The sequence below is a fragment of the Ruegeria sp. P8 genome (assembly GCF_056534665.1).
Genome location: NZ_JBQERC010000002.1, coordinates 329,821 through 347,152, shown reverse-complemented (window position 1 = coordinate 347,152; position 17,332 = coordinate 329,821). Strand labels below are relative to the sequence as shown.

Sequence of the window (17,332 nt, the reverse complement as noted above, 5' to 3'; positions counted from 1 at the left end):
GCAGCAACAAACGACCGAGTTTTCAGGTTTGCGACAGGATCGAGTGAAACTTCAGCACTAAGGCGTGCGCGGCCAAGTGATCCCAAGTAACTTTGTCTTTCAGTTTTACCGTGTGAAAATTAAACAATAACAGAAAGTTGTCAGTTGCTTTGTGCGCTGTCATAAGAGGTTTGAGGGCGGGACCGGTACACTTTATTGACCGGTTGTGCGCATCTTAAGCGTATTCTGCGTTCTTAGGGGATGATTGGCTCCGGCGGTAGGGATCGAACCTACGACCAATTGATTAACAGTCAACTGCTCTACCGCTGAGCTACGCCGGAACTGAGGGGCGTATAGCAACCCGGAATCCCGGCGTCCAGAGGTTAAGCACGCGAACTTTGAAAATTTTTCGCGGCTTCATAGATCTTTGCGAAAAACCGCTGTGGCGGATAGTTCGCCGAGCGGTGACACCTGTTTTTTTCCCGTCAGATCAACGAGGTGGGCAAAAACATTCCGCTCCGCAGCTGACAGCAGTGTCGCGGGTGTGTCGGTGTAGATACGTTCGGCCAGGTGCCGCGCCGATCCGTCTGCTTCCTCGAGCGCGGACAGAATCTGGGCTTCGCGGTTTTGCCTGTGTCGGATCAGCCAATCCAATCGCGCGGCGGGGTCTGTAATCGGTGCACCGTGGCCCGCGTGAAAAACGGACCAATCGCGCGCGCGCAGGCGGTGGCAGGCCGTCATGAAATCAGTCAGGTCTCCGTCCGGTGGCGACACCAGCGAACTGGCCCATCCCATCACATGGTCGGCGGTGAAACAGGTATCCTGCCATGCCAGGGCAATGTGGTTTCCCAGATGCCCCGGAGTGTGAATAACCTCAAGCTGCCAGTCATCGCCAAAGATGACCTCACCATCCGCAACCTCGATATCCGGACGAAACGCTGTGTCGATGCCTTCGCCACCTCCGGCCAATCCACGCGCTGCAAGGGTCGCCATAACAGCGCTGCGACCGGATTCGGGACCACCAAACGCATAGATCGCAGCTCCCGTTCGCGCGGCAAGGGGTGCTGCCAAGGGTGAGTGATCCAGATGTGTGTGCGTGACGACTATGTGGCTGATTCTCTGGCCAGGTCGCAGTTCACTCAGGATCGCGTTCAAATGCTCTTCGCTTGCGGGGCCGGGATCAATGACGGCAATGTCACGATCGCCCAACAGATAGGTGTTGGTGCCGCGATAGGTCATCGGAGACGGGTTGGGGGCCAGAATGCGCCGAAGACCCGGTTGCAATTCTGTCGCAACACCCGAAGGCGGATTGAATTCGTCAGGTGCCTGCATTCTGTGCTCTTCCTCTTGTACGGGCAGCCCGCTAGGTTTAGCGCATGTCCACGCACTGGCTCAAACCCTATATGCCACGCAGCCTTTACGCCCGGGCAGCATTGATTCTGGTTCTTCCTGTGATCGTGCTGCTTCTGGTCGTTGGAGTTGCTTTTCTTCAAAAGCATCTGGAAGATGTCACTGACCAGATGACTCGCGCAGCCTCAAGGGAAGTGATGCTGATCACCACCATGATGGATGGGGCCGAGACGCAGCACCAGGCATTGGCCGAAGTGCGCCCGGATCTTCTGGCGCTGGAAATGCAGGCCAAATTTCTGCCCCCCAACGAAACTCCCAAATTAGATCGCCCACGGTGGTACGACTTCATAGCACCGCAGGTCGAGGCCGAGCTTCGCGCAAGGCTGCCGGAGCTGAGTGCTGTTGCGTTGCCAAGCAGCCGCGAAGCGCGTTTGTACCTGGATACGCATCTAGGGGTGCTGGAACTGACATTCGACCGGCGCAGATTGTCGCCAGCGGCGCCGCATCAGTTGATCGTGACGATGCTGTTTTTCGCGATCATCATGACTTCGATTTCATTTTTGTACATGCGAAACCAGTTGCGCCCCATCACACGGCTGGCCGATGCGGCGCAGGCGTTTGGACGAGGGCGGAGCGTACCGTACTCCCCGGGCGGTGCCATCGAAGTACGCGCGGCGGGGAATGCGTTTCTGGATATGCGATCACGGATCGAACGTCAGATCGAACAACGGACGCTGATGTTGTCCGGCGTCAGTCATGACCTGCGTACGCCTCTGACGCGCCTGAAACTTGGACTGGCAATGTTGCCCGAGGATGAGGCACGACCTTTGCTACAGGACGTGGCGGAAATGCAGTCCTTGGTTGATGCATTCCTCGAATTCTCACGCGGAGCGTCCGAAGGATCGCCCGAGGAAATCAACCCGGCTGAGTTTGTTCGACAGATTGTAGATGACGCGACGCGAGCCGGGCATCCAGCCGAATTGGTCGCTGTCGAGGGGCAGGGAACGGCAATGCTGCGCCCCATGGCTGTTCGTCGGGCCGTCGAAAACCTCATCGGCAATGCCGTGCGCTACGGCAGCCGGGCCGAGGTCAGCCTGTCACTGAACACCAAGTCATTGCGCATCCGTGTTGAAGATGATGGCCCTGGAATTCCCGCAGAGCAGCGCACAGAGGCGGTCAAACCATTTACGCGGCTCGACCCTGCGCGCAATCAGAATCAGGGTAGTGGCGTGGGTTTGGGGTTGGCGATCGTGGCGGACGTTGCGCGCGCCCATGGTGGCACTCTGCGATTGGCCAAAAGTGAACGCTTGGGTGGTTTGTGCGCCGATATCATAATTGGCCGGTAAACTGACACCTTCACCGGTTCAAAGCCGCGCCAACATGACGATATTCTGAGCCGAGGCGCTGGATTTCTCGCGAAATGATTTCGGAGGTTTTACCGCAAGACCTGTCATCCCATGGCGATTAAATCGAAACTGGAAATCTGCGAACTGGACCAATGCCTTTGAATTCGAACTGCATATGGACTGGTTGCACAGGTCAGGATGAATGCTTGTTTTCAAAAACGCAAACAAAACCAGTGGGATGTGCGGGGTGTTCAAGGCACGTGGCGGTGATTTGGTAGGCCCGGAGGGGAAGAGGTGTTGCGGATAAATCAAATACTTACGATGGCTAACCTCGCGTAAAAGTCTGTTACTGCAACAACTAGAAATTCAGAGGGTTGGCTAACCACGCTCGGCTATAGTTTCACAATTAGGTACACCGTCAAACTGCAGAGAAAAAACGAGAAAACCCCCGCTGGTAGGCCTGAGAAGCACCAGCGGGGGTTCCCATCCGCGATTACAGGTCTTTTGGACCAGATGCACGGCTGACAGTGGCACAAGAACATCTTCGAATACAGAGCGCAACCCAAAGATTTCTATTCATCGAAAAAATCCACGCAAGGTAGAAATTGTGGTAGGAAGCCGAAGTGAAGTGCCGATGGAAGTCCCGAATGGACTGCAACAATTAAGTGATTTCAGTAAGTTATAAGTGTTTTGGCTAACAAATTCGAGTTAGCCAGAGTGAAATTAGATTAAAAATTATATATTTCAACGTGTTGCGCGGCGGTGGTAGGCCCGGAGGGACTCGAACCCCCAACCAAAGCGTTATGAGCGCTCTGCTCTAACCAATTGAGCTACAGGCCCGCCTAGGCGCATTGCGTATCACGGTGAACAGCCGCGTCAAGCCTGACCGTTGCAACAAACGCCACAATCGAATAACCCGCCCGCAAAGCATTCAAAAGGAACTGGCCATGACAGCGGGCAAGAACGGAATCACCTATGCCGATGCAGGCGTGGATATTGACGCGGGCAATGCTCTGGTTGACCGGATCAAGCCCGCAGCAAAGCGAACCAACCGCCCCGGCGTGATGAGCGGTCTGGGCGGTTTCGGCGCACTGTTCGATCTGAAGGCTGCCGGGTATCAGGATCCCATTCTGGTTGGTGCCACGGACGGGGTTGGTACAAAACTGCGAATTGCGATCGATACCGGCGTCGTGGACGGGGTTGGCATCGATCTGGTGGCCATGTGTGTCAATGACCTGATCTGTCAGGGGGCCGAGCCCCTGTTTTTTCTCGACTATTTCGCGACAGGCAAGCTGAACACAGATACAGCCGCGCGGATCATTGAAGGAATTGCCGAAGGGTGTGCGCAATCCGGCTGTGCTCTGATTGGTGGCGAAACTGCCGAGATGCCCGGCATGTACCCCGATGGCGATTTCGATCTGGCCGGCTTTTCGGTCGGGGCAATGGAACGCGGCGCTGACCTGCCTTCCGGAGTGCAGGCGGGGGACGTGTTGCTTGGTCTGGCCTCGAACGGAGTGCATTCCAACGGGTATTCACTGGTCCGTAAACTCGTCGAACTGTCTGGTCTGGGTTGGGGTGCACCGTGCCCCTTTGGTGAAGGTTCGCTGGGCGAGGCGCTGCTTACGCCAACGCGCCTTTATGTCAAACCGGCCCTGTCCGCGATCCGCGAAGGTGGAGTTCACGCACTGGCCCATATCACCGGTGGCGGTCTGACCGAGAACCTGCCGCGCGTATTGCCGGAAGGGTTGGGCGCCCAGATTGATCTGGACAGCTGGCAATTGCCGTCTGTTTTCAGCTGGATGGCGCAGATTGGCGGTATAGCGGAAGCTGAGATGCTCAAGACCTTCAACTGTGGCATCGGTCTGATCATCGTGTGCGATCCGGATAAGGCCGATCAGCTTTCGACCTTGCTGGCCGAGGCAGGCGAGACGGTGTCGCGGATCGGCACTGTCACCGAAACCCCCGGAGTTGCCTATTCGGGCAAACTGTTGTGAGCCCCAAGCGCGTCGCGATCCTGATTTCGGGGGGCGGGTCCAACATGGTGTCGCTTGTCGACAGCATGACCGGTGATCATCCGGCGCGGCCCTGTTTGGTTCTGTCCAACAATGCGCAGGCGGGCGGGCTGAAAAAAGCTGCGGACCGTGGCATTCCGACCGCAGTGGTTGATCACCGGCCATTCAAGGGCAATCGCGCAGCCTTTGAGGCTGAGTTGCTGAAACCCTTGGAAGAGGCGCGGCCGGATATTGTCTGTCTGGCCGGGTTCATGCGGGTCCTGACCGCGGATTTCGTAACGCGCTTTCAGGGGCGACTGTTGAATATCCATCCGTCATTGCTGCCCAAATACAAGGGGTTACATACCCACGCGCGCGCAATTGAAGCGGGTGATGCGGAACATGGATGTTCGGTTCATGAGGTGACGGCGGCTCTGGATGATGGCCCAATTCTGGGTCAGGCACGGGTGGATATCGAACCAGCGGATACCCCGGAAACTCTGGCTTCAAAAGTTCTGATCCGGGAACATGAACTTTATCCAGCGGTGCTGCGCCGCTTTGCTGAAGGCAACAGGTCACCCGTTCTCATGCAGTGAGGTTTCGAGGGTGATTTACACTCGCCTGAAAATCGTCCTATGGTCGTCGGTATCGCTTGGGGGCGAGGGATATTACGGGCACTCACAAGAGCAAGAGCAAAACTAGTACGGCGCATGAAAACTCTGACGACGACGCAAGAACTGGCCGATTTCTGCAAGGCGGCCGCAAGCTATCCATATATCACAGTCGATACCGAGTTTCTGCGCGAGCGGACCTATTATTCGAAACTGTGCCTCGTGCAACTGGCGGTTCCCTCTGATGATGAAGACAGCGCGGTTCTGGTCGATCCGTTAGTGGATGGCCTGTCCCTCGAACCTCTGTATGAGCTTTTCCGAAACGAGAACGTGGTCAAGGTGTTCCACGCCGCGCGTCAGGATCTTGAGATATTCTGGGTCGAGGCGGGTGTGTTCCCCAACCCGTTGTTCGACACACAGGTCGCCGCAATGGTCTGCGGGTTTGGTGAGCAGGTCGGCTATGAGACGCTGGTGCGGAAAATCTGCAAGCAGGGCGTGGACAAGACGTCGCGGTTCACCGATTGGTCCCGTCGTCCTTTGACGGAAGCCCAGAAAACGTATGCATTGGCAGATGTGACGCATCTGCGCAGAATCTATGAACACCTCGCTGCGGAACTCAATAAAACGATGCGTAACCACTGGGTGGCTGAAGAGTTGCGTACACTGACGCAGCCTGCCACGTATGATATCCGTCCCGAAGAGGCGTGGAAGCGGGTCAAAACGCGAACGAACTCGGCTAAGTTCCTGGCCGTCGTACGTGAGTTGGCGCAGTTTCGCGAAGGGTATGCGCAGGAGCATAACGTGCCGCGCAACCGGGTCTTTAAGGATGACGCCTTGGTCGAACTGGCGTCGACCAAGCCTAAAACAATCGCCGATCTCGGTGCGTCTAGGCTTTTGCTGCGCGAGGCGCGCAAAGGCCCGATTGCCGAAGGTATTCTTGCTGCGGTGACGAAGGGCGTGAATTGTCCTCAGGAAAATCTGCCGAAGATCGACAATTCCCGCGACAATCTCAAGGTCAACCCGGCTTTGGCTGACTTGCTTAGGGTTCTGCTGAAATCCAAAACCGAAAGTTCGGGCGTTGCGGCCAAACTGATCGCAACAAGTTCCGAACTGGACCAGATTGCCGCAGGCGAGCGAGAATTGCCCGCGATGTCAGGTTGGCGTTACGAGGTCTTTGGTGAAGACGCGCTGAAACTGTGCGAGGGAAAAATCGCGCTGGCGGCCAAAGGGCAGGCGGTCAAGGTCGTCTCGCTTTAGCGGCGATTACCGCCGCCGCGATTCCAAGGTGTTCTGTTGCCCGACGACTCGGATCAGGCGAATGCCTTCAAGATCCTGAGTCGAGACATTTATTGCATCCGACACCATTCTTGTGCGTTCAGATCCTTGTGGGGTCTCTGAGTTGGGGTAATTCACGCGGAATACAAATTCCAGAATCCCCTTTTCTTTGTTTTCTTCTGAATTAACGGAAACCAAGCGTGCGTTATAGGCGCCCTGCCGAAGCGCGGTGCCAGAGGAATAAATGATCGCGCCTGACGGTATTGGCTCGATCCGCAGCTCATCGATTTTGGCGATTGGAACACTGGTGTCTTCGGCATCTGGGCGCGAAAACAGGCCGCTTCCCTCTCTTGTCTTGGGAACCAACGCATCGGCGGCATTTGGGTCCGGCGGTGTTTCAGACTTCACAGACTTGCTGGAGCCAAACCAGTTTGACGGATTCACCCGCGAGTCGCGCCAGCTGCCGCAGGCAGTCAGGGTCAGCATGGCGATGATAAGAACGGACAGAGACTTTTGCATGGACCCACTGCTTTTCACACGAATTCAGACAATGGGTTAGCGTATATTCTTCGCGTTGAAAAGCCACAGCTGGGGCTGGACAGCAGGTGGTCGTCGGCATAGGTCACATTGTGATTTCAACGAAAGGATCACTGCGCCATGGCCACGCCTGCCTTTGAAGACATTGTCGAGGATTTCGAGTTTCTCGAAGACTGGGAAGACCGGTATCGCCATGTCATCGAACAGGGCAAGGCGATGGAGCCTTTGGATGACGCGTTGAAAGTTCCGGCGACAAAGGTTCACGGCTGCGCCAGTCAGGTCTGGCTGCACCCGATGATCGAAGCAGGCGTGTTCAAGTTTGATGGCGACAGTGATGCACTGATCGTTCGCGGGCTGATCGCCGTGCTTCGGTCCCTATACAACGGGCTGCCGGTGTCCGAGGTGCCGCAGGTCGATGCGGCAGCGGAACTGGCCCGATTGGGCTTGAACGATCATCTGTCAGCGCAGCGGTCCAATGGTCTGCGGGCCATGATTGAACGCATCCGCCAGGTCGCGCAGGAAAACGCCTGAGGTCACTCGGGGCGGTTTGCCCAGTCTGACAAAGTGGTTTCCAGATCGCCGTAGCCGGTGAAACGCCGTTCGAACGCCAATCCCATGCGGTCCGCGCATTCCCGTGCGCGTTCGGTCAGTTTCGGATCGTCGATCTGGGCCTGATAAATCAGTTTGGTGTAATTGCCGAAATACATGTCCCGCAGTTCCGGGTGGCGATCCAGACCCAGTGGTTTCCAGACAAATGCGTCGAACTGGCGGGCCAGAAAATCAGTCAGGTAGAAGGCAGTTGTTTCGTCCTCGCCGCGTTCCTGAAAGGCCTGATTGCCTTCGAAGAACGAATAGCAATGAGGGCCTTTTATCATCTCGACGCCCAGTTTTTCACAAGCGGATTGCAGCAGACCTCCGGTTCCGCAATCGGCGTAAACCACATAGATTTTTCCGAACCTGTCGCGGTGTTTGGCCACGGTGTCTTCAACTGCTTGTGTGATCCGTTCCGGGTGAACATGCAGGATTGCAGGCAGGCAGGTCAGCGCCATGTGATCCCAGCCGTTGCGCGTTTTGATATCCAGAATTTCGCGCGCAAGAGCCCCACAGGCGATCAGCAGGATGCTTGCGTTTTGCACGCCGTCATAGCCTTTGGTCGTCAGGCTTGCATAATCTGGTAACGTATCGCTTGGCATGGATCGGCATCCTTATGGGCTCATGGCACAAGAGAATGAAAACAGCTTGCAGGCAAGCCTTCTTCCGACATCTCGTGTCAGGCTGCCGACGTTCGTGTTTCGAATGCCGATAACAGAGGCCGCGCGGGCGGGCCGTAGGCGGCGATCCCTTGCTTCGATAACTCGGGAAACAAGGATAGGATCTCCTGTCGGGCCGACCGATCAAGTGCGTTCCAGCTTTGGGCGCCGGGATGAAAGCTCTCGCTCAGGCAGCCTTCCGACCAGAGCAACTCATGCTGATCAAACAGCAGATGAATATAGGTTACGACCCCGCCGGGTTTGAGGATGATGTCATGTCCGTTGATCAGGTGTTTGGCGGGGGCCAGTGCTTCGTTTTGGCCGGTATGCAGTTCCAGGCGCCAGTTCCGGAGCAGCATCCTGTGTTGCTGCGACACCAGAAGGTCGCGTGCGTTTCCAAATGCGCCTGCCTTGAACAGAACCGGCGCGAACGTGCCTGCGGCCTGAACCCGCCGTTGCCCGGCCCAACGCACCGTTTGAAACCCGTGGTCAAGGGTTTCAACCCGGTCGCCGGGACGCAGCGTTTCTACCGGGCGTTCTCCCTTCCGTGTTCTGATCAGCGTGCCGGAGGTAAAGCACGGGACCAGATCCCAGTCCTCGCGGCTTGACACCAGTCCCGAATACCGATTACCGGCAAGACTGTTGAAGGTGATCGAGTGTATAGGCCCCGCTTCCAGAGCGGCCTGATCTGCGTTGTCCGAGAACTCTGGCACCAGATATGTGTTGCCATCCACATCCTGCGCGACAACGGCAGTAATGTTTGCACTTGTGCCGTCGAAATAAGTGACGGTGGCGTGGTAAACTGATGTGCCATCAAAGGTTTGCGGCGCGCCGCCGTCGATCGAAAACCGATCATTGGCAGACATGTTGTTCATGTCATAGGCAGAGCCGGGGTTTCCTACGGCGCTCCATGTCACGCTGTTGTGCGATAATGGCGCGTCCGTGTGACCGAAGGTTTGCCCAATAAGCGCGGAGGCGTTTTCAGCGACGTAATTGCCCTCAACATGATCGATATCGGCAAGTTTACCCAACGAAATGGCTGTGAAAGACTGCGGCACGGAACCCCCGAAACTTGGACGTTTCGGTTTTTAACCGCACTTTCGTTTATAAACGGATAATCAAGACGCCTAAGGACGGAGGCGGTGCAACAAAACGAAAAAGACCGCCCAAAATGGACGGCCTTTCAAGAAAAACCTGAGTGGTCTTAGCCAGCCAGTTGGTTATGTTTGCGGCCCACGAAATCCTTGGCGGTTTCCACTGCAACAGCAGCGTCACGGCAGTAGGCGTCTGCACCGATGGCTTTGCCGAACTCTTCATTCAGCGGCGCGCCACCGACCAGAACAATGTAGTCATCGCGCACGCCCTGTTCGACCAGGGTGTCGATAACGACTTTCATGTAAGGCATCGTGGTGGTCAGCAGGGCGGACATGCCCAGAATGTCGGGTTGTTCTGTTTCCAGTGCTTCCAGGTAATTCTCGACCGGGTTGTTGATTCCCAGATCGACAACCTCGAATCCTGCACCTTCCATCATCATCGACACAAGGTTCTTGCCGATATCGTGGATGTCACCCTTCACGGTGCCGATGACCATCTTGCCAACACGCGGAGCACCGGTTTCGGCCAGCAGCGGCTTGAGTATCGACATGCCGCCTTTCATCGCGTTGGCTGCCAGCAGAACCTCGGGAACGAACAGAATGCCGTCGCGGAAGTCATGGCCCACAATGGTCATGCCGCCAACCAGAGCTTTGGTCAGGATGTCATACGGCGTCCATCCGCGTTCCAGCAGGATATTGGTGCCTTCTTCGATCTCTTCTTTCAATCCGTCATAGAGATCGTCGAACATCTGATCGACCAGTTCGTCATCATTCAGTTCGGACAGGACGATATCTTCTTCGTCGGACATGGGGTATTCCCTGTGCTGGGCGGGCCATCGGCCCGTGGTGGCATTTTTTCCGTTTTGGCCAAAACGTCGCATTCTGACTGTGACGATTGCGACGTTGGTCGTTTCGGGACCGACCTATATGCCAAAAATGGCACCGGCTCGATTGAAAAGTCTGCAATATTATCCTGTTTATTTTTCATCAATGCTTCCCGGTTTCTTCGCGGTGCTGGCTTGCACAGGATTCGTTTCAGGCTTATCGTGCGATAAGAACAAAATGGGAACAAATGTGCCGTGAGCATCGGGCATATCATCAAATCAAGGGGGGTGACGTCCAATTCGACCGGGCGGTTTGAACGGTTTGCAACGCAGGCTGTTGATGACGGGTGGGACATCGATGAAGACTTGCCGCCCTTGCGAACCGAGACGCGGGATGAGGTGGCGCGCAGTGCCATCACCTTTAACCGTTCACCTGATTTGCCTTTTGATCGTTCGATCAACCCATATCGGGGGTGTGAGCATGGCTGTGTCTATTGTTTCGCCAGACCAAGCCACGCCTATCTGGGCTTGTCCGCAGGACTGGATTTCGAAACCCGCCTTGTTGCGCGCCCCAACATGAGCGTTGTTCTGCGCCAGGAACTGTCGGCGAAGTCCTACAAGGTCGCCACGCTCGCGATCGGGACAAACACTGACCCTTACCAGCCCATCGAAAAAAACCGCCTGATTACAAGGTCGTGCCTTGAGGTCTTGCAAGAATTCAACCACCCGGTCGCAATCGTGTCCAAAGGAACATTGATCGAGCGTGATCTGGATATTCTGGCTGACATGGCTAGCCGGGGATTGGCGCGGGTTGGTATATCGCTCACCACGCTGGATGCAGGTCTGTCCCGGCGGATGGAGCCCCGCGCACCGTCTCCGGCGCGTCGGTTGCAGACGATCAGAGCGTTGACCGATGCGGGCGTTCCGGTTCGCGTAATGACCTCGCCTATTGTGCCTGGGCTGACAGATCATGAGTTGGAGAACCTGTTGAACGCTGGAAAAGAGGCGGGCGCAGATGCGGCAAGCTGGATCATGTTGCGATTACCCCGCGAAGTCTCTCAGCTTTGGCAGGACTGGCTGGCAGAGCATGAACCCGCCCGTGCAGAAAAGGTCATGTCCAAGCTGCGTGAAATGCATGGCGGGCGCGACTATGATCCACGCTGGGGGCACAGGATGCGGGGTGAGGGGGAGTACGCCGAGCTCATCGCCCTGAGGTTTGCTAAAACCTGCAAAAGACTGGGGCTTTCGATCAAATCCGCTCCGTTACGATGCGACCGGTTTGCAGTTCCGCCGCAACCCGGGGATCAAATGAGCTTGTTCTGAAACCAAACGCCGAACCGTCCGCTGCTTCAGTATCGAAAGCAAAAGACCCCGGTTAAACCGGGGCCTTCTGGATTGATTGCGAACTCAAACGGCTCAGCGGTTTTCGATGTCCACGTAGTCGCGCAGCGTCTCACCCAGATACAGCTGACGCGGACGGCCGATCTTGTTCTGTGGATCTTCAATCATCTCTTTCCACTGGCTTACCCAGCCAACGGTCCGTGAAAGTGCGAAGATTGGTGTGAACATTGAGGTCGGGAAACCCATCGCCTCGAGGATGATGCCCGAATAGAAGTCAACGTTCGGGAACAGCTTTTTGTCGGCGAAATACGGGTCTTCCAGCGCTTCGCGTTCCAGCTCTTTAGCGACCTGCAGTTTCGGGTTGTCTTCAATGCCCAGTAGATCCAGAACCTCGTCGGCCGACTGCTTCATCACCTTGGCCCGTGGGTCAAAGTTTTTGTACACGCGGTGGCCAAAGCCCATCAGGCGGAACGGGTCGTTCTTGTCTTTGGCGCGGGCGATGAATTCGGGAATGCGATCAACGGTACCGATCTCTTCCAACATCTCCAGACATGCCTGGTTGGCGCCACCATGGGACGGTCCCCACAAGCAGGCAATGCCAGCGGCGATGCATGCAAACGGATTTGCGCCCGATGACGATGCCAAACGCACGGTAGACGTTGACGCATTCTGCTCGTGGTCCGCGTGAAGCGTGAAGATACGGTCCATCGCGCGGCTGAGGATCGGGTTGACCTCATATTCTTCGGCGGGAACGCTGAAACACATGCGCAGGAAGTTCGACGCATAGTCCAAGTCATTGCGCGGATACACGAAGGGCTGCCCTGTGTGGTATTTGAAAGCCCATGCTGCGATTGTCGGCATTTTGGCGATCAGGCGATGCGAGGCGACCTCGCGCTGGTGCGGGTCCGCGATATCGGTCGAATCGTGATAGAAGGCCGACATTGCGCCGACAACACCGACCATGATGGCCATCGGGTGCGCGTCGCGGCGGAAACCACGGTAGAAATACTGCATCTGCTCATGCAGCATGGTGTGGCGGGTGATTGTGGTTTCGAATTTCTCCAGATCTTTTGCGACCGGCAACTCTCCGTAGAGCAGCAGGTAGCAGACCTCAAGAAAGTGCGATTTTTCGGCCAGTTGGTCGATTGGATAGCCGCGGTGCAGCAACTCGCCTTTTTCACCATCGATAAAGGTTATGGTGCTGTCGCAGCTTGCTGTCGAAGTGAAACCGGGGTCATAGGTGAATACACCTGCCTGACCGTAAAGCTTTCGAATATCAATGACATCCGGACCGGCGGTCGGGGAATGAACCGGCAACTCATACTCTTTGCCGTGAACGGTCAGAGTGGCTGTCTTGTTGCTGTCAGTCATGGGTATCCCTTCTTCATTCATGCGCACGCCAAAGGAACCTCGGGCAGTGCGGGCAACGACTGCGCGCTTTCGCGCAGTCCGGGTGTTAGCGGAGCAGCGTTACCCGTTTATGAAATTCGGGTTACTTCGCTGCTTCTGAAAGCCGCGCCAGGGTTTCATCCCGTCCCAGCACAAGCATCATGTCAAAAACCGAAGGCGTGACGGCCTGACCAGCCAACGCGGCCCTGAGCGGGCCAGCCAGCTTGCCGAACGTGAGCTCCTTTGACTCGGCAAAGGAATTCAGGGTCTCCTCCAGTTCGTTCCGAGACCAGCTAGCATTTTGCAGCTGCGGCGTCAATTCTCCCAGTATACCGTCGGATACAGATGCCAGCGCCTTTGCCGCTTTCCCGTCGGGAACAATCGGGCGACCTGCCAGAACAAAATGAGCCTTTTCAAGGAGTTCAGGAAAAGTCCGTGCCCGATCCTTGAGGCAATACATCGCACGTTCCAAATCACTGGATTGTGAATCTGTCAGGGGCGGTAAAGCGGCTGCGGCCAAGTACGCTTCGATTTCACGCCGCAGCGCAGCATCATCAGAGATGGCGATGTGTTGACCACACAGGTTTTCCAATTTTTTCAGGTCAAACCGGGCAGGGCTTTTGCCGATGCCGTTCAGATCAAACCAGTCCTTTGCCTGTGCATCCGTAAAGAATTCATCGTCACCATGACTCCAGCCCAAGCGGGCCAGATAGTTGCGCATTCCAGCGGCGGGATAGCCCATGGCCTGATATTCCTGCGCGCCAAGCGCGCCATGGCGTTTGGACAGTTTCTTACCGTCTGGCCCGTGGATCAGCGGAATATGGGCCCAGACCGGAACATCCCAGCCCATCGCCTCGTAAATCATCATCTGGCGCGCCGCGTTATTGAGGTGATCGTCGCCGCGAATGACATGGGTAACACCCATATCATGATCGTCGACCACCACCGCCAGCATGTAGACCGGTGTCCCGTCGGAACGCAGCAAAACCATGTCATCCAGTTGGTCGTTGCGAATGGTCACGTTGCCCTGAACCTGATCGCGGATCACTGTTGTGCCGTCTTGCGGAGCCTTGATGCGAACGACAAATGGCAGGTCGGGATGTGCTGAAGGATCAGCGTCACGCCAGGGGCTGCGGAACAGGGTCGACTTGCCTTCGGCCCGTGCCTGTTCCCGAAAGGCGGCAATTTCGTCCTGCGTCGAGAAGCATTTATATGCCTTTCCCTCGGCCAGAAGCTGGTGCGCGACTTCAGCATGCCGGGCAGCTCCTTCGAACTGGCTGATTACATCGCCATCATGATCCAGTCCCAGCCATTCCATGCCCTGAAGGATCGCGGCGGTCGCCTCGGGGGTCGAGCGTTCCCGGTCGGTGTCTTCGATCCGCAGCAGGAACTTTCCACCACGTCCGCGGGCGTAAAGCCAGTTGAACAATGCGGTGCGCGCGCCACCGATGTGCAGAAAACCTGTGGGCGAGGGGGCAAAACGTGTGACGACCTGTTCGGACATGTTGAGGATTAACCTTTTGGTAACCGTATCTGGCATAGTTTGACGCCTGTCTAACGAGCCCGAAGGACGGGGGCAACCATGCGTGTTCTTGCACGGGTCGAGGCCGCGCTGCTGCACCAGACAGGGTACCTGTTTCCGTGGACGCCAGTCATGCTGGCAACGGGGATCGGTCTCTATTTCGGTGCCCGGAGCGAGCCCGGCTGGCCGGTATACGCAGGTCTGTTTTGCTTGTTCCTGGCTCTTTTTGCCTTAAGCCGCCGGCTGCCACCGGGGGTGGGAACGTTAGCGACCGGGGGGGCGCTGATTGCGGTCGGTGTCATACTGGCAGGTACTCGCGCCCATATGGTGGCAGAACCGGTTCTGTCCTGGCGGTACTATGGCCCTGTCGAGGGGAGGGTCGTCGCCATGGATCGGTCTGCCTCGGATGCGTTGCGGTTGACGCTCGATCAGGTGCGCGTAGGGGGCGTACCGAATGAGCGCAGGCCGCGACGCATCCGTCTTTCTGTTCATGGCGCGACAGACCCATTTGCGCCTGGGCAACGGATCATGACCACAGCGCATCTTTCGCCGCCGCAGGGCCCGGTTGAACCTGGAGGGTTCGATTTTCGTCGCCATGCCTGGTTTCAGGGGCTGGGTGCAGTCGGGTATACCCGCGTTCCTGTTTTGACGATTGCGCCAGCCAAAGACGGTATTGGCGGTGTTCGGATTACCGCAATCCGAATGGCGATATCGCGGCGAGTGAAACAAATCCTGCCCGGAGAAATCGGTGGGTTTGCTGCTGCCGTCACCACAGGTGATCGCAGTGGTATGGGGCAAGAGACGCTCTTGTCCCTGCGCGCGTCGAACCTGGCGCATTTGCTTGCCATTTCCGGGCTTCACATGGGGTTACTGACGGGTTTTGTTTTTGTGGCCTGTCGCATTGGTTTGTCACTGATCCCCTACGTGGCATTGAGGCTACCTGTTCGAAAAGTTGCGGCTGTGTTCGCGCTGATCGCGGCAACGCTTTATTTACTGTTGTCCGGCGGGAATATCGCAACCGAACGCGCCTATGTCATGGTCAGTGTCATGCTGGGGGCCGTGTTGATCGACAGGCGTGCGATCTCGTTGCGTGCGGTTTCTGTTGCTGCGCTGATCGTTCTGGTTCTTTGGCCCGAGTCGCTGCTGAGCCCGGGGTTTCAGATGTCCTTTGCAGCAACGACAGCCTTGGTCGCCGTCTTCGGCGCATTGCAAAAGGTGGGTCCGTTACCGGGCCCGAATTGGTTAAAGCCGATTGCTGGCGTGGTTATGTCCTCGGCGATGGCCGGGCTTGCCACGGCCCCAATTGGCGCTGCGCATTTCAATACGATGTCTCACTATGGATTGCTGGCGAATCTGCTGTCCGTGCCCGTGATGGGCCTTGTTGTTGTACCTGCGGCAGTTGTCGCCGCACTGGCGGCCCCATTTGGGTTGGAGGCTTTTCCGCTGACCGTTATGGGCTGGGCGTTGCATTGGATCCTTGGGGTTTCAAACTGGGTGTCTCATCTGGGCGGTGCTCAGGGTTTTGTAGTCAGTCCGCCCTGGTATGTATTGCCACTTGTTGCTGTTGGGGCTTTGTGGCTGGCCTTGTGGCAAGGGCGCGCGCATTGGTACGGGGTCGGGCCCGTCATTCTGTCATTTGTGCTTTGGAACTCGGGCCACAGGCCAGATGTTCTGATTGCAGAAAACGGAGGGTTGGTCGGTGTAATGACCCCTCAGGGCCGGGCCCTGAGTAAAAGCAAAGGCAGTGGGTTTGTTGCCAGAGTCTGGCTGGAGAATGACGGTGACGGCGCGGATCAGATCGCGGCAGCAGGCAGATGGCCGGATAGCAGCACCGTTCAGCGGTACACTTATCAGGACAAGGAAATTATCCATATCTCGGGCAAAAGGGCTGCGCGCAAGTTTGACGAATGCGAAGGCAACCAGATCATTGTTTCGACGGTCGCGCTGTCCCTTGCGGGTGCGTGCGCCGTCTTCGATCCGGATGATCTGAGCGAAACCGGCAGCCTGTCATTGTCGGACGGAAAACTGACTTCTAGCGCAGAACTGACAGGCCAACGGCTCTGGTCCCCGAAGCCCGCCGGGGACCGTCGTTTGAAGCAGGATTAATAGGTGCGGATCAGACCGACTAGGCGACCCTGAACCTTGACCATTTCTTCGGGAAGAATGCGCGTCTCATAAGCCGGGTTGGCCGCTTCGAGTGCAATAGCGTTGCCGCGGCGGAAAAAGCGTTTCAGCGTCGCTTCCTGATCTTCTACCAGTGCAACCACGATATCACCGTTATCAGCAGTCGCGGTTTCGCGGATGACGACCACATCCCCGTCATTGATGCCCGCGTCGATCATCGAGTCGCCGCGAACCTCTAGCGCATAGTGCTGGCCTTTTCCGGAAACCATGGGGCCGGGGACCGCTACGTGATGGGACACATGGCTGATCGCCTCAATGGGGACACCCGCCGCGATCCGACCCATCACCGGCAATTCCAGCGCATCCACCGCAACCGGCTCAATATTGGTCGGGCGGGGGCCCTTGGGCCTGTCACCCTCGATCACGCGGGGTGAAAAACCGGCAGTTGGTTCGCCGCCAAGGCTTTCGGGAAGTTTCACAATTTCAATCGCGCGGGCACGATGCGCGAGGCGACGAATAAAGCCACGTTCCTCCAGTGCAGTGATAAGCCTGTGGATGCCGGATTTCGACCGCAGGTCAAGCGCGGCCTTCATTTCATCGAAACTGGGCGGAACACCGTCCGCCTGCACGCGTTTTTGGATGAATTTCAACAAATCCAATTGCTTCTTGGTCAGCATTGCTCACACCTCGTCGCTCATG

16 protein-coding genes and 2 tRNA genes are annotated in these 17,332 nt (G+C 56.7%); 8 read left to right on the top strand and 10 right to left on the bottom strand.

What is annotated here, in order from left to right; translation table 11 throughout:
- Nucleotides 1–245: 245 nt before the first annotated feature.
- Nucleotides 246–320, bottom strand: a tRNA-Asn gene (locus tag ACR0BZ_RS05110).
- 76 nt (nt 321–396) lie between these two features.
- Nucleotides 397–1,311 carry an MBL fold metallo-hydrolase gene (locus ACR0BZ_RS05105; protein ID WP_480919618.1) on the bottom strand — a complete coding sequence of 305 codons (915 nt, stop codon included), beginning with the start codon at nt 1,309–1,311 and terminating at the stop codon, nt 397–399.
- A gap of 44 nt (nt 1,312–1,355) precedes the next feature.
- Between ACR0BZ_RS05105 and ACR0BZ_RS05100 the strand changes: the two genes are divergently transcribed.
- Entirely contained in the window at nt 1,356–2,675 is a 1,320-nt protein-coding gene (locus ACR0BZ_RS05100) for an ATP-binding protein (RefSeq protein WP_480919617.1), read from the top strand.
- Between the two features lie 763 nt (nt 2,676–3,438).
- On the opposite strand, the gene ACR0BZ_RS05095 is transcribed toward ACR0BZ_RS05100, so the two are convergent.
- Nucleotides 3,439–3,515 (bottom strand) — tRNA-Ile (locus ACR0BZ_RS05095).
- Nucleotides 3,516–3,622: 107 nt separating this feature from the next.
- Between ACR0BZ_RS05095 and purM the strand changes: the two genes are divergently transcribed.
- The 3 genes from purM to rnd all read left to right on the top strand — a co-directional run bounded on the left by purM (nt 3,623) and on the right by rnd (nt 6,534).
- Nucleotides 3,623–4,669, top strand: coding sequence for a phosphoribosylformylglycinamidine cyclo-ligase (purM, locus tag ACR0BZ_RS05090; RefSeq protein ID WP_480919616.1), 1,047 nt, complete (start codon nt 3,623–3,625; stop codon nt 4,667–4,669).
- Nucleotides 4,666–5,262, top strand: coding sequence for a phosphoribosylglycinamide formyltransferase (gene purN, locus ACR0BZ_RS05085; protein ID WP_480919615.1), 597 nt, complete (start codon nt 4,666–4,668; stop codon nt 5,260–5,262). Before purM ends, purN begins: the two co-directional genes overlap by 4 nt.
- 114 nt (nt 5,263–5,376) lie before the next feature.
- Nucleotides 5,377–6,534 (top strand): ribonuclease D, encoded by a 1,158-nt coding sequence (rnd, locus tag ACR0BZ_RS05080; protein ID WP_209503804.1) that lies wholly within the window; start codon nt 5,377–5,379, stop codon nt 6,532–6,534.
- A 6-nt stretch (nt 6,535–6,540) separates the two neighbouring features.
- Here the strand turns inward: rnd and ACR0BZ_RS05075 are convergent, their stop codons facing one another.
- On the bottom strand, nt 6,541–7,071 hold the full coding sequence (locus ACR0BZ_RS05075) for a hypothetical protein (protein ID WP_480919614.1): 531 nt from the start codon (nt 7,069–7,071) through the stop codon (nt 6,541–6,543).
- A gap of 138 nt (nt 7,072–7,209) precedes the next feature.
- On the opposite strand from ACR0BZ_RS05075, the gene ACR0BZ_RS05070 reads away from it, so the two are divergent.
- Nucleotides 7,210–7,620: a SufE family protein gene (locus ACR0BZ_RS05070; RefSeq protein WP_267367543.1), complete on the top strand. Its 411-nt coding sequence runs from the start codon at nt 7,210–7,212 to the stop codon at nt 7,618–7,620.
- Between the two features lie 2 nt (nt 7,621–7,622).
- On the opposite strand, the gene ACR0BZ_RS05065 is transcribed toward ACR0BZ_RS05070, so the two are convergent.
- From ACR0BZ_RS05065 to ACR0BZ_RS05055, 3 genes are all read right to left on the bottom strand, one after another.
- A complete protein-coding gene (locus ACR0BZ_RS05065; protein ID WP_480919613.1) occupies nt 7,623–8,282 on the bottom strand; it encodes a DUF1638 domain-containing protein in 660 nt (219 codons plus the stop codon).
- A 77-nt stretch (nt 8,283–8,359) separates the two neighbouring features.
- Nucleotides 8,360–9,397: a Hint domain-containing protein gene (locus ACR0BZ_RS05060; protein WP_480919612.1), complete on the bottom strand. Its 1,038-nt coding sequence runs from the start codon at nt 9,395–9,397 to the stop codon at nt 8,360–8,362.
- Nucleotides 9,398–9,543: 146 nt separating this feature from the next.
- Entirely contained in the window at nt 9,544–10,242 is a 699-nt protein-coding gene (locus ACR0BZ_RS05055; protein WP_209503809.1) for a corrinoid protein, read from the bottom strand.
- Here ACR0BZ_RS05055 and ACR0BZ_RS05050 point away from each other — a divergent pair.
- Together ACR0BZ_RS05050 and ACR0BZ_RS05045 are read left to right on the top strand one after the other, a co-directional pair.
- Complete coding sequence (locus ACR0BZ_RS05050) at nt 10,241–10,516, top strand: hypothetical protein (protein WP_480919611.1); 276 nt, start codon at nt 10,241–10,243, stop codon at nt 10,514–10,516. The genes ACR0BZ_RS05055 and ACR0BZ_RS05050 overlap by 2 nt on opposite strands.
- Nucleotides 10,513–11,580, top strand: a complete 1,068-nt coding sequence (locus tag ACR0BZ_RS05045; RefSeq protein WP_480919610.1) for a PA0069 family radical SAM protein — start codon at nt 10,513–10,515, stop codon at nt 11,578–11,580. The genes ACR0BZ_RS05050 and ACR0BZ_RS05045 overlap by 4 nt, the downstream gene beginning before the upstream one ends.
- Before the next feature lie 93 nt (nt 11,581–11,673).
- On the opposite strand, the gene gltA is transcribed toward ACR0BZ_RS05045, so the two are convergent.
- Nucleotides 11,674–12,969, bottom strand: coding sequence for a citrate synthase (gene gltA / locus ACR0BZ_RS05040; protein ID WP_480485519.1), 1,296 nt, complete (start codon nt 12,967–12,969; stop codon nt 11,674–11,676).
- Nucleotides 12,970–13,090: 121 nt separating this feature from the next.
- The gene (gltX, locus tag ACR0BZ_RS05035; protein ID WP_480919750.1) at nt 13,091–14,491 is read right to left on the bottom strand and encodes a glutamate--tRNA ligase; all 1,401 of its coding nucleotides are present in this window, start codon (nt 14,489–14,491) and stop codon (nt 13,091–13,093) included.
- 78 nt (nt 14,492–14,569) lie between these two features.
- On the opposite strand from gltX, the gene ACR0BZ_RS05030 reads away from it, so the two are divergent.
- The gene (locus tag ACR0BZ_RS05030; protein WP_480919609.1) at nt 14,570–16,615 is read left to right on the top strand and encodes a ComEC/Rec2 family competence protein; all 2,046 of its coding nucleotides are present in this window, start codon (nt 14,570–14,572) and stop codon (nt 16,613–16,615) included.
- On the opposite strand, the gene lexA is transcribed toward ACR0BZ_RS05030, so the two are convergent.
- Nucleotides 16,612–17,310 carry a transcriptional repressor LexA gene (gene lexA, locus ACR0BZ_RS05025; RefSeq protein ID WP_480919608.1) on the bottom strand — a complete coding sequence of 233 codons (699 nt, stop codon included), beginning with the start codon at nt 17,308–17,310 and terminating at the stop codon, nt 16,612–16,614. The two genes, ACR0BZ_RS05030 and lexA, sit on opposite strands and share 4 nt — an antisense overlap.
- Nucleotides 17,311–17,332 lie beyond the last annotated feature (22 nt).

Bases quoted from the DNA above. Each gene is read 5' to 3' on its own strand.
- ACR0BZ_RS05105 (WP_480919618.1), bottom strand. From the start codon at position 1,311: ATGCAGGCACCTGACGAATTCAATCCGCCTTCGGGTGTTGCGACAGAA.
- ACR0BZ_RS05100 (WP_480919617.1), top strand. From the start codon at position 1,356: ATGTCCACGCACTGGCTCAAACCCTATATGCCACGCAGCCTTTACGCC.
- purM (WP_480919616.1), top strand. From the start codon at position 3,623: ATGACAGCGGGCAAGAACGGAATCACCTATGCCGATGCAGGCGTGGAT.
- rnd (WP_209503804.1), top strand. From the start codon at position 5,377: ATGAAAACTCTGACGACGACGCAAGAACTGGCCGATTTCTGCAAGGCG.
- ACR0BZ_RS05075 (WP_480919614.1), bottom strand. From the start codon at position 7,071: ATGCAAAAGTCTCTGTCCGTTCTTATCATCGCCATGCTGACCCTGACT.
- ACR0BZ_RS05070 (WP_267367543.1), top strand. From the start codon at position 7,210: ATGGCCACGCCTGCCTTTGAAGACATTGTCGAGGATTTCGAGTTTCTC.
- ACR0BZ_RS05065 (WP_480919613.1), bottom strand. From the start codon at position 8,282: ATGCCAAGCGATACGTTACCAGATTATGCAAGCCTGACGACCAAAGGC.
- ACR0BZ_RS05050 (WP_480919611.1), top strand. From the start codon at position 10,241: ATGGGGTATTCCCTGTGCTGGGCGGGCCATCGGCCCGTGGTGGCATTT.
- ACR0BZ_RS05055 (WP_209503809.1), bottom strand. From the start codon at position 10,242: ATGTCCGACGAAGAAGATATCGTCCTGTCCGAACTGAATGATGACGAA.
- gltA (WP_480485519.1), bottom strand. From the start codon at position 12,969: ATGACTGACAGCAACAAGACAGCCACTCTGACCGTTCACGGCAAAGAG.
- gltX (WP_480919750.1), bottom strand. From the start codon at position 14,491: ATGTCCGAACAGGTCGTCACACGTTTTGCCCCCTCGCCCACAGGTTTT.
- ACR0BZ_RS05030 (WP_480919609.1), top strand. From the start codon at position 14,570: ATGCGTGTTCTTGCACGGGTCGAGGCCGCGCTGCTGCACCAGACAGGG.
- lexA (WP_480919608.1), bottom strand. From the start codon at position 17,310: ATGCTGACCAAGAAGCAATTGGATTTGTTGAAATTCATCCAAAAACGC.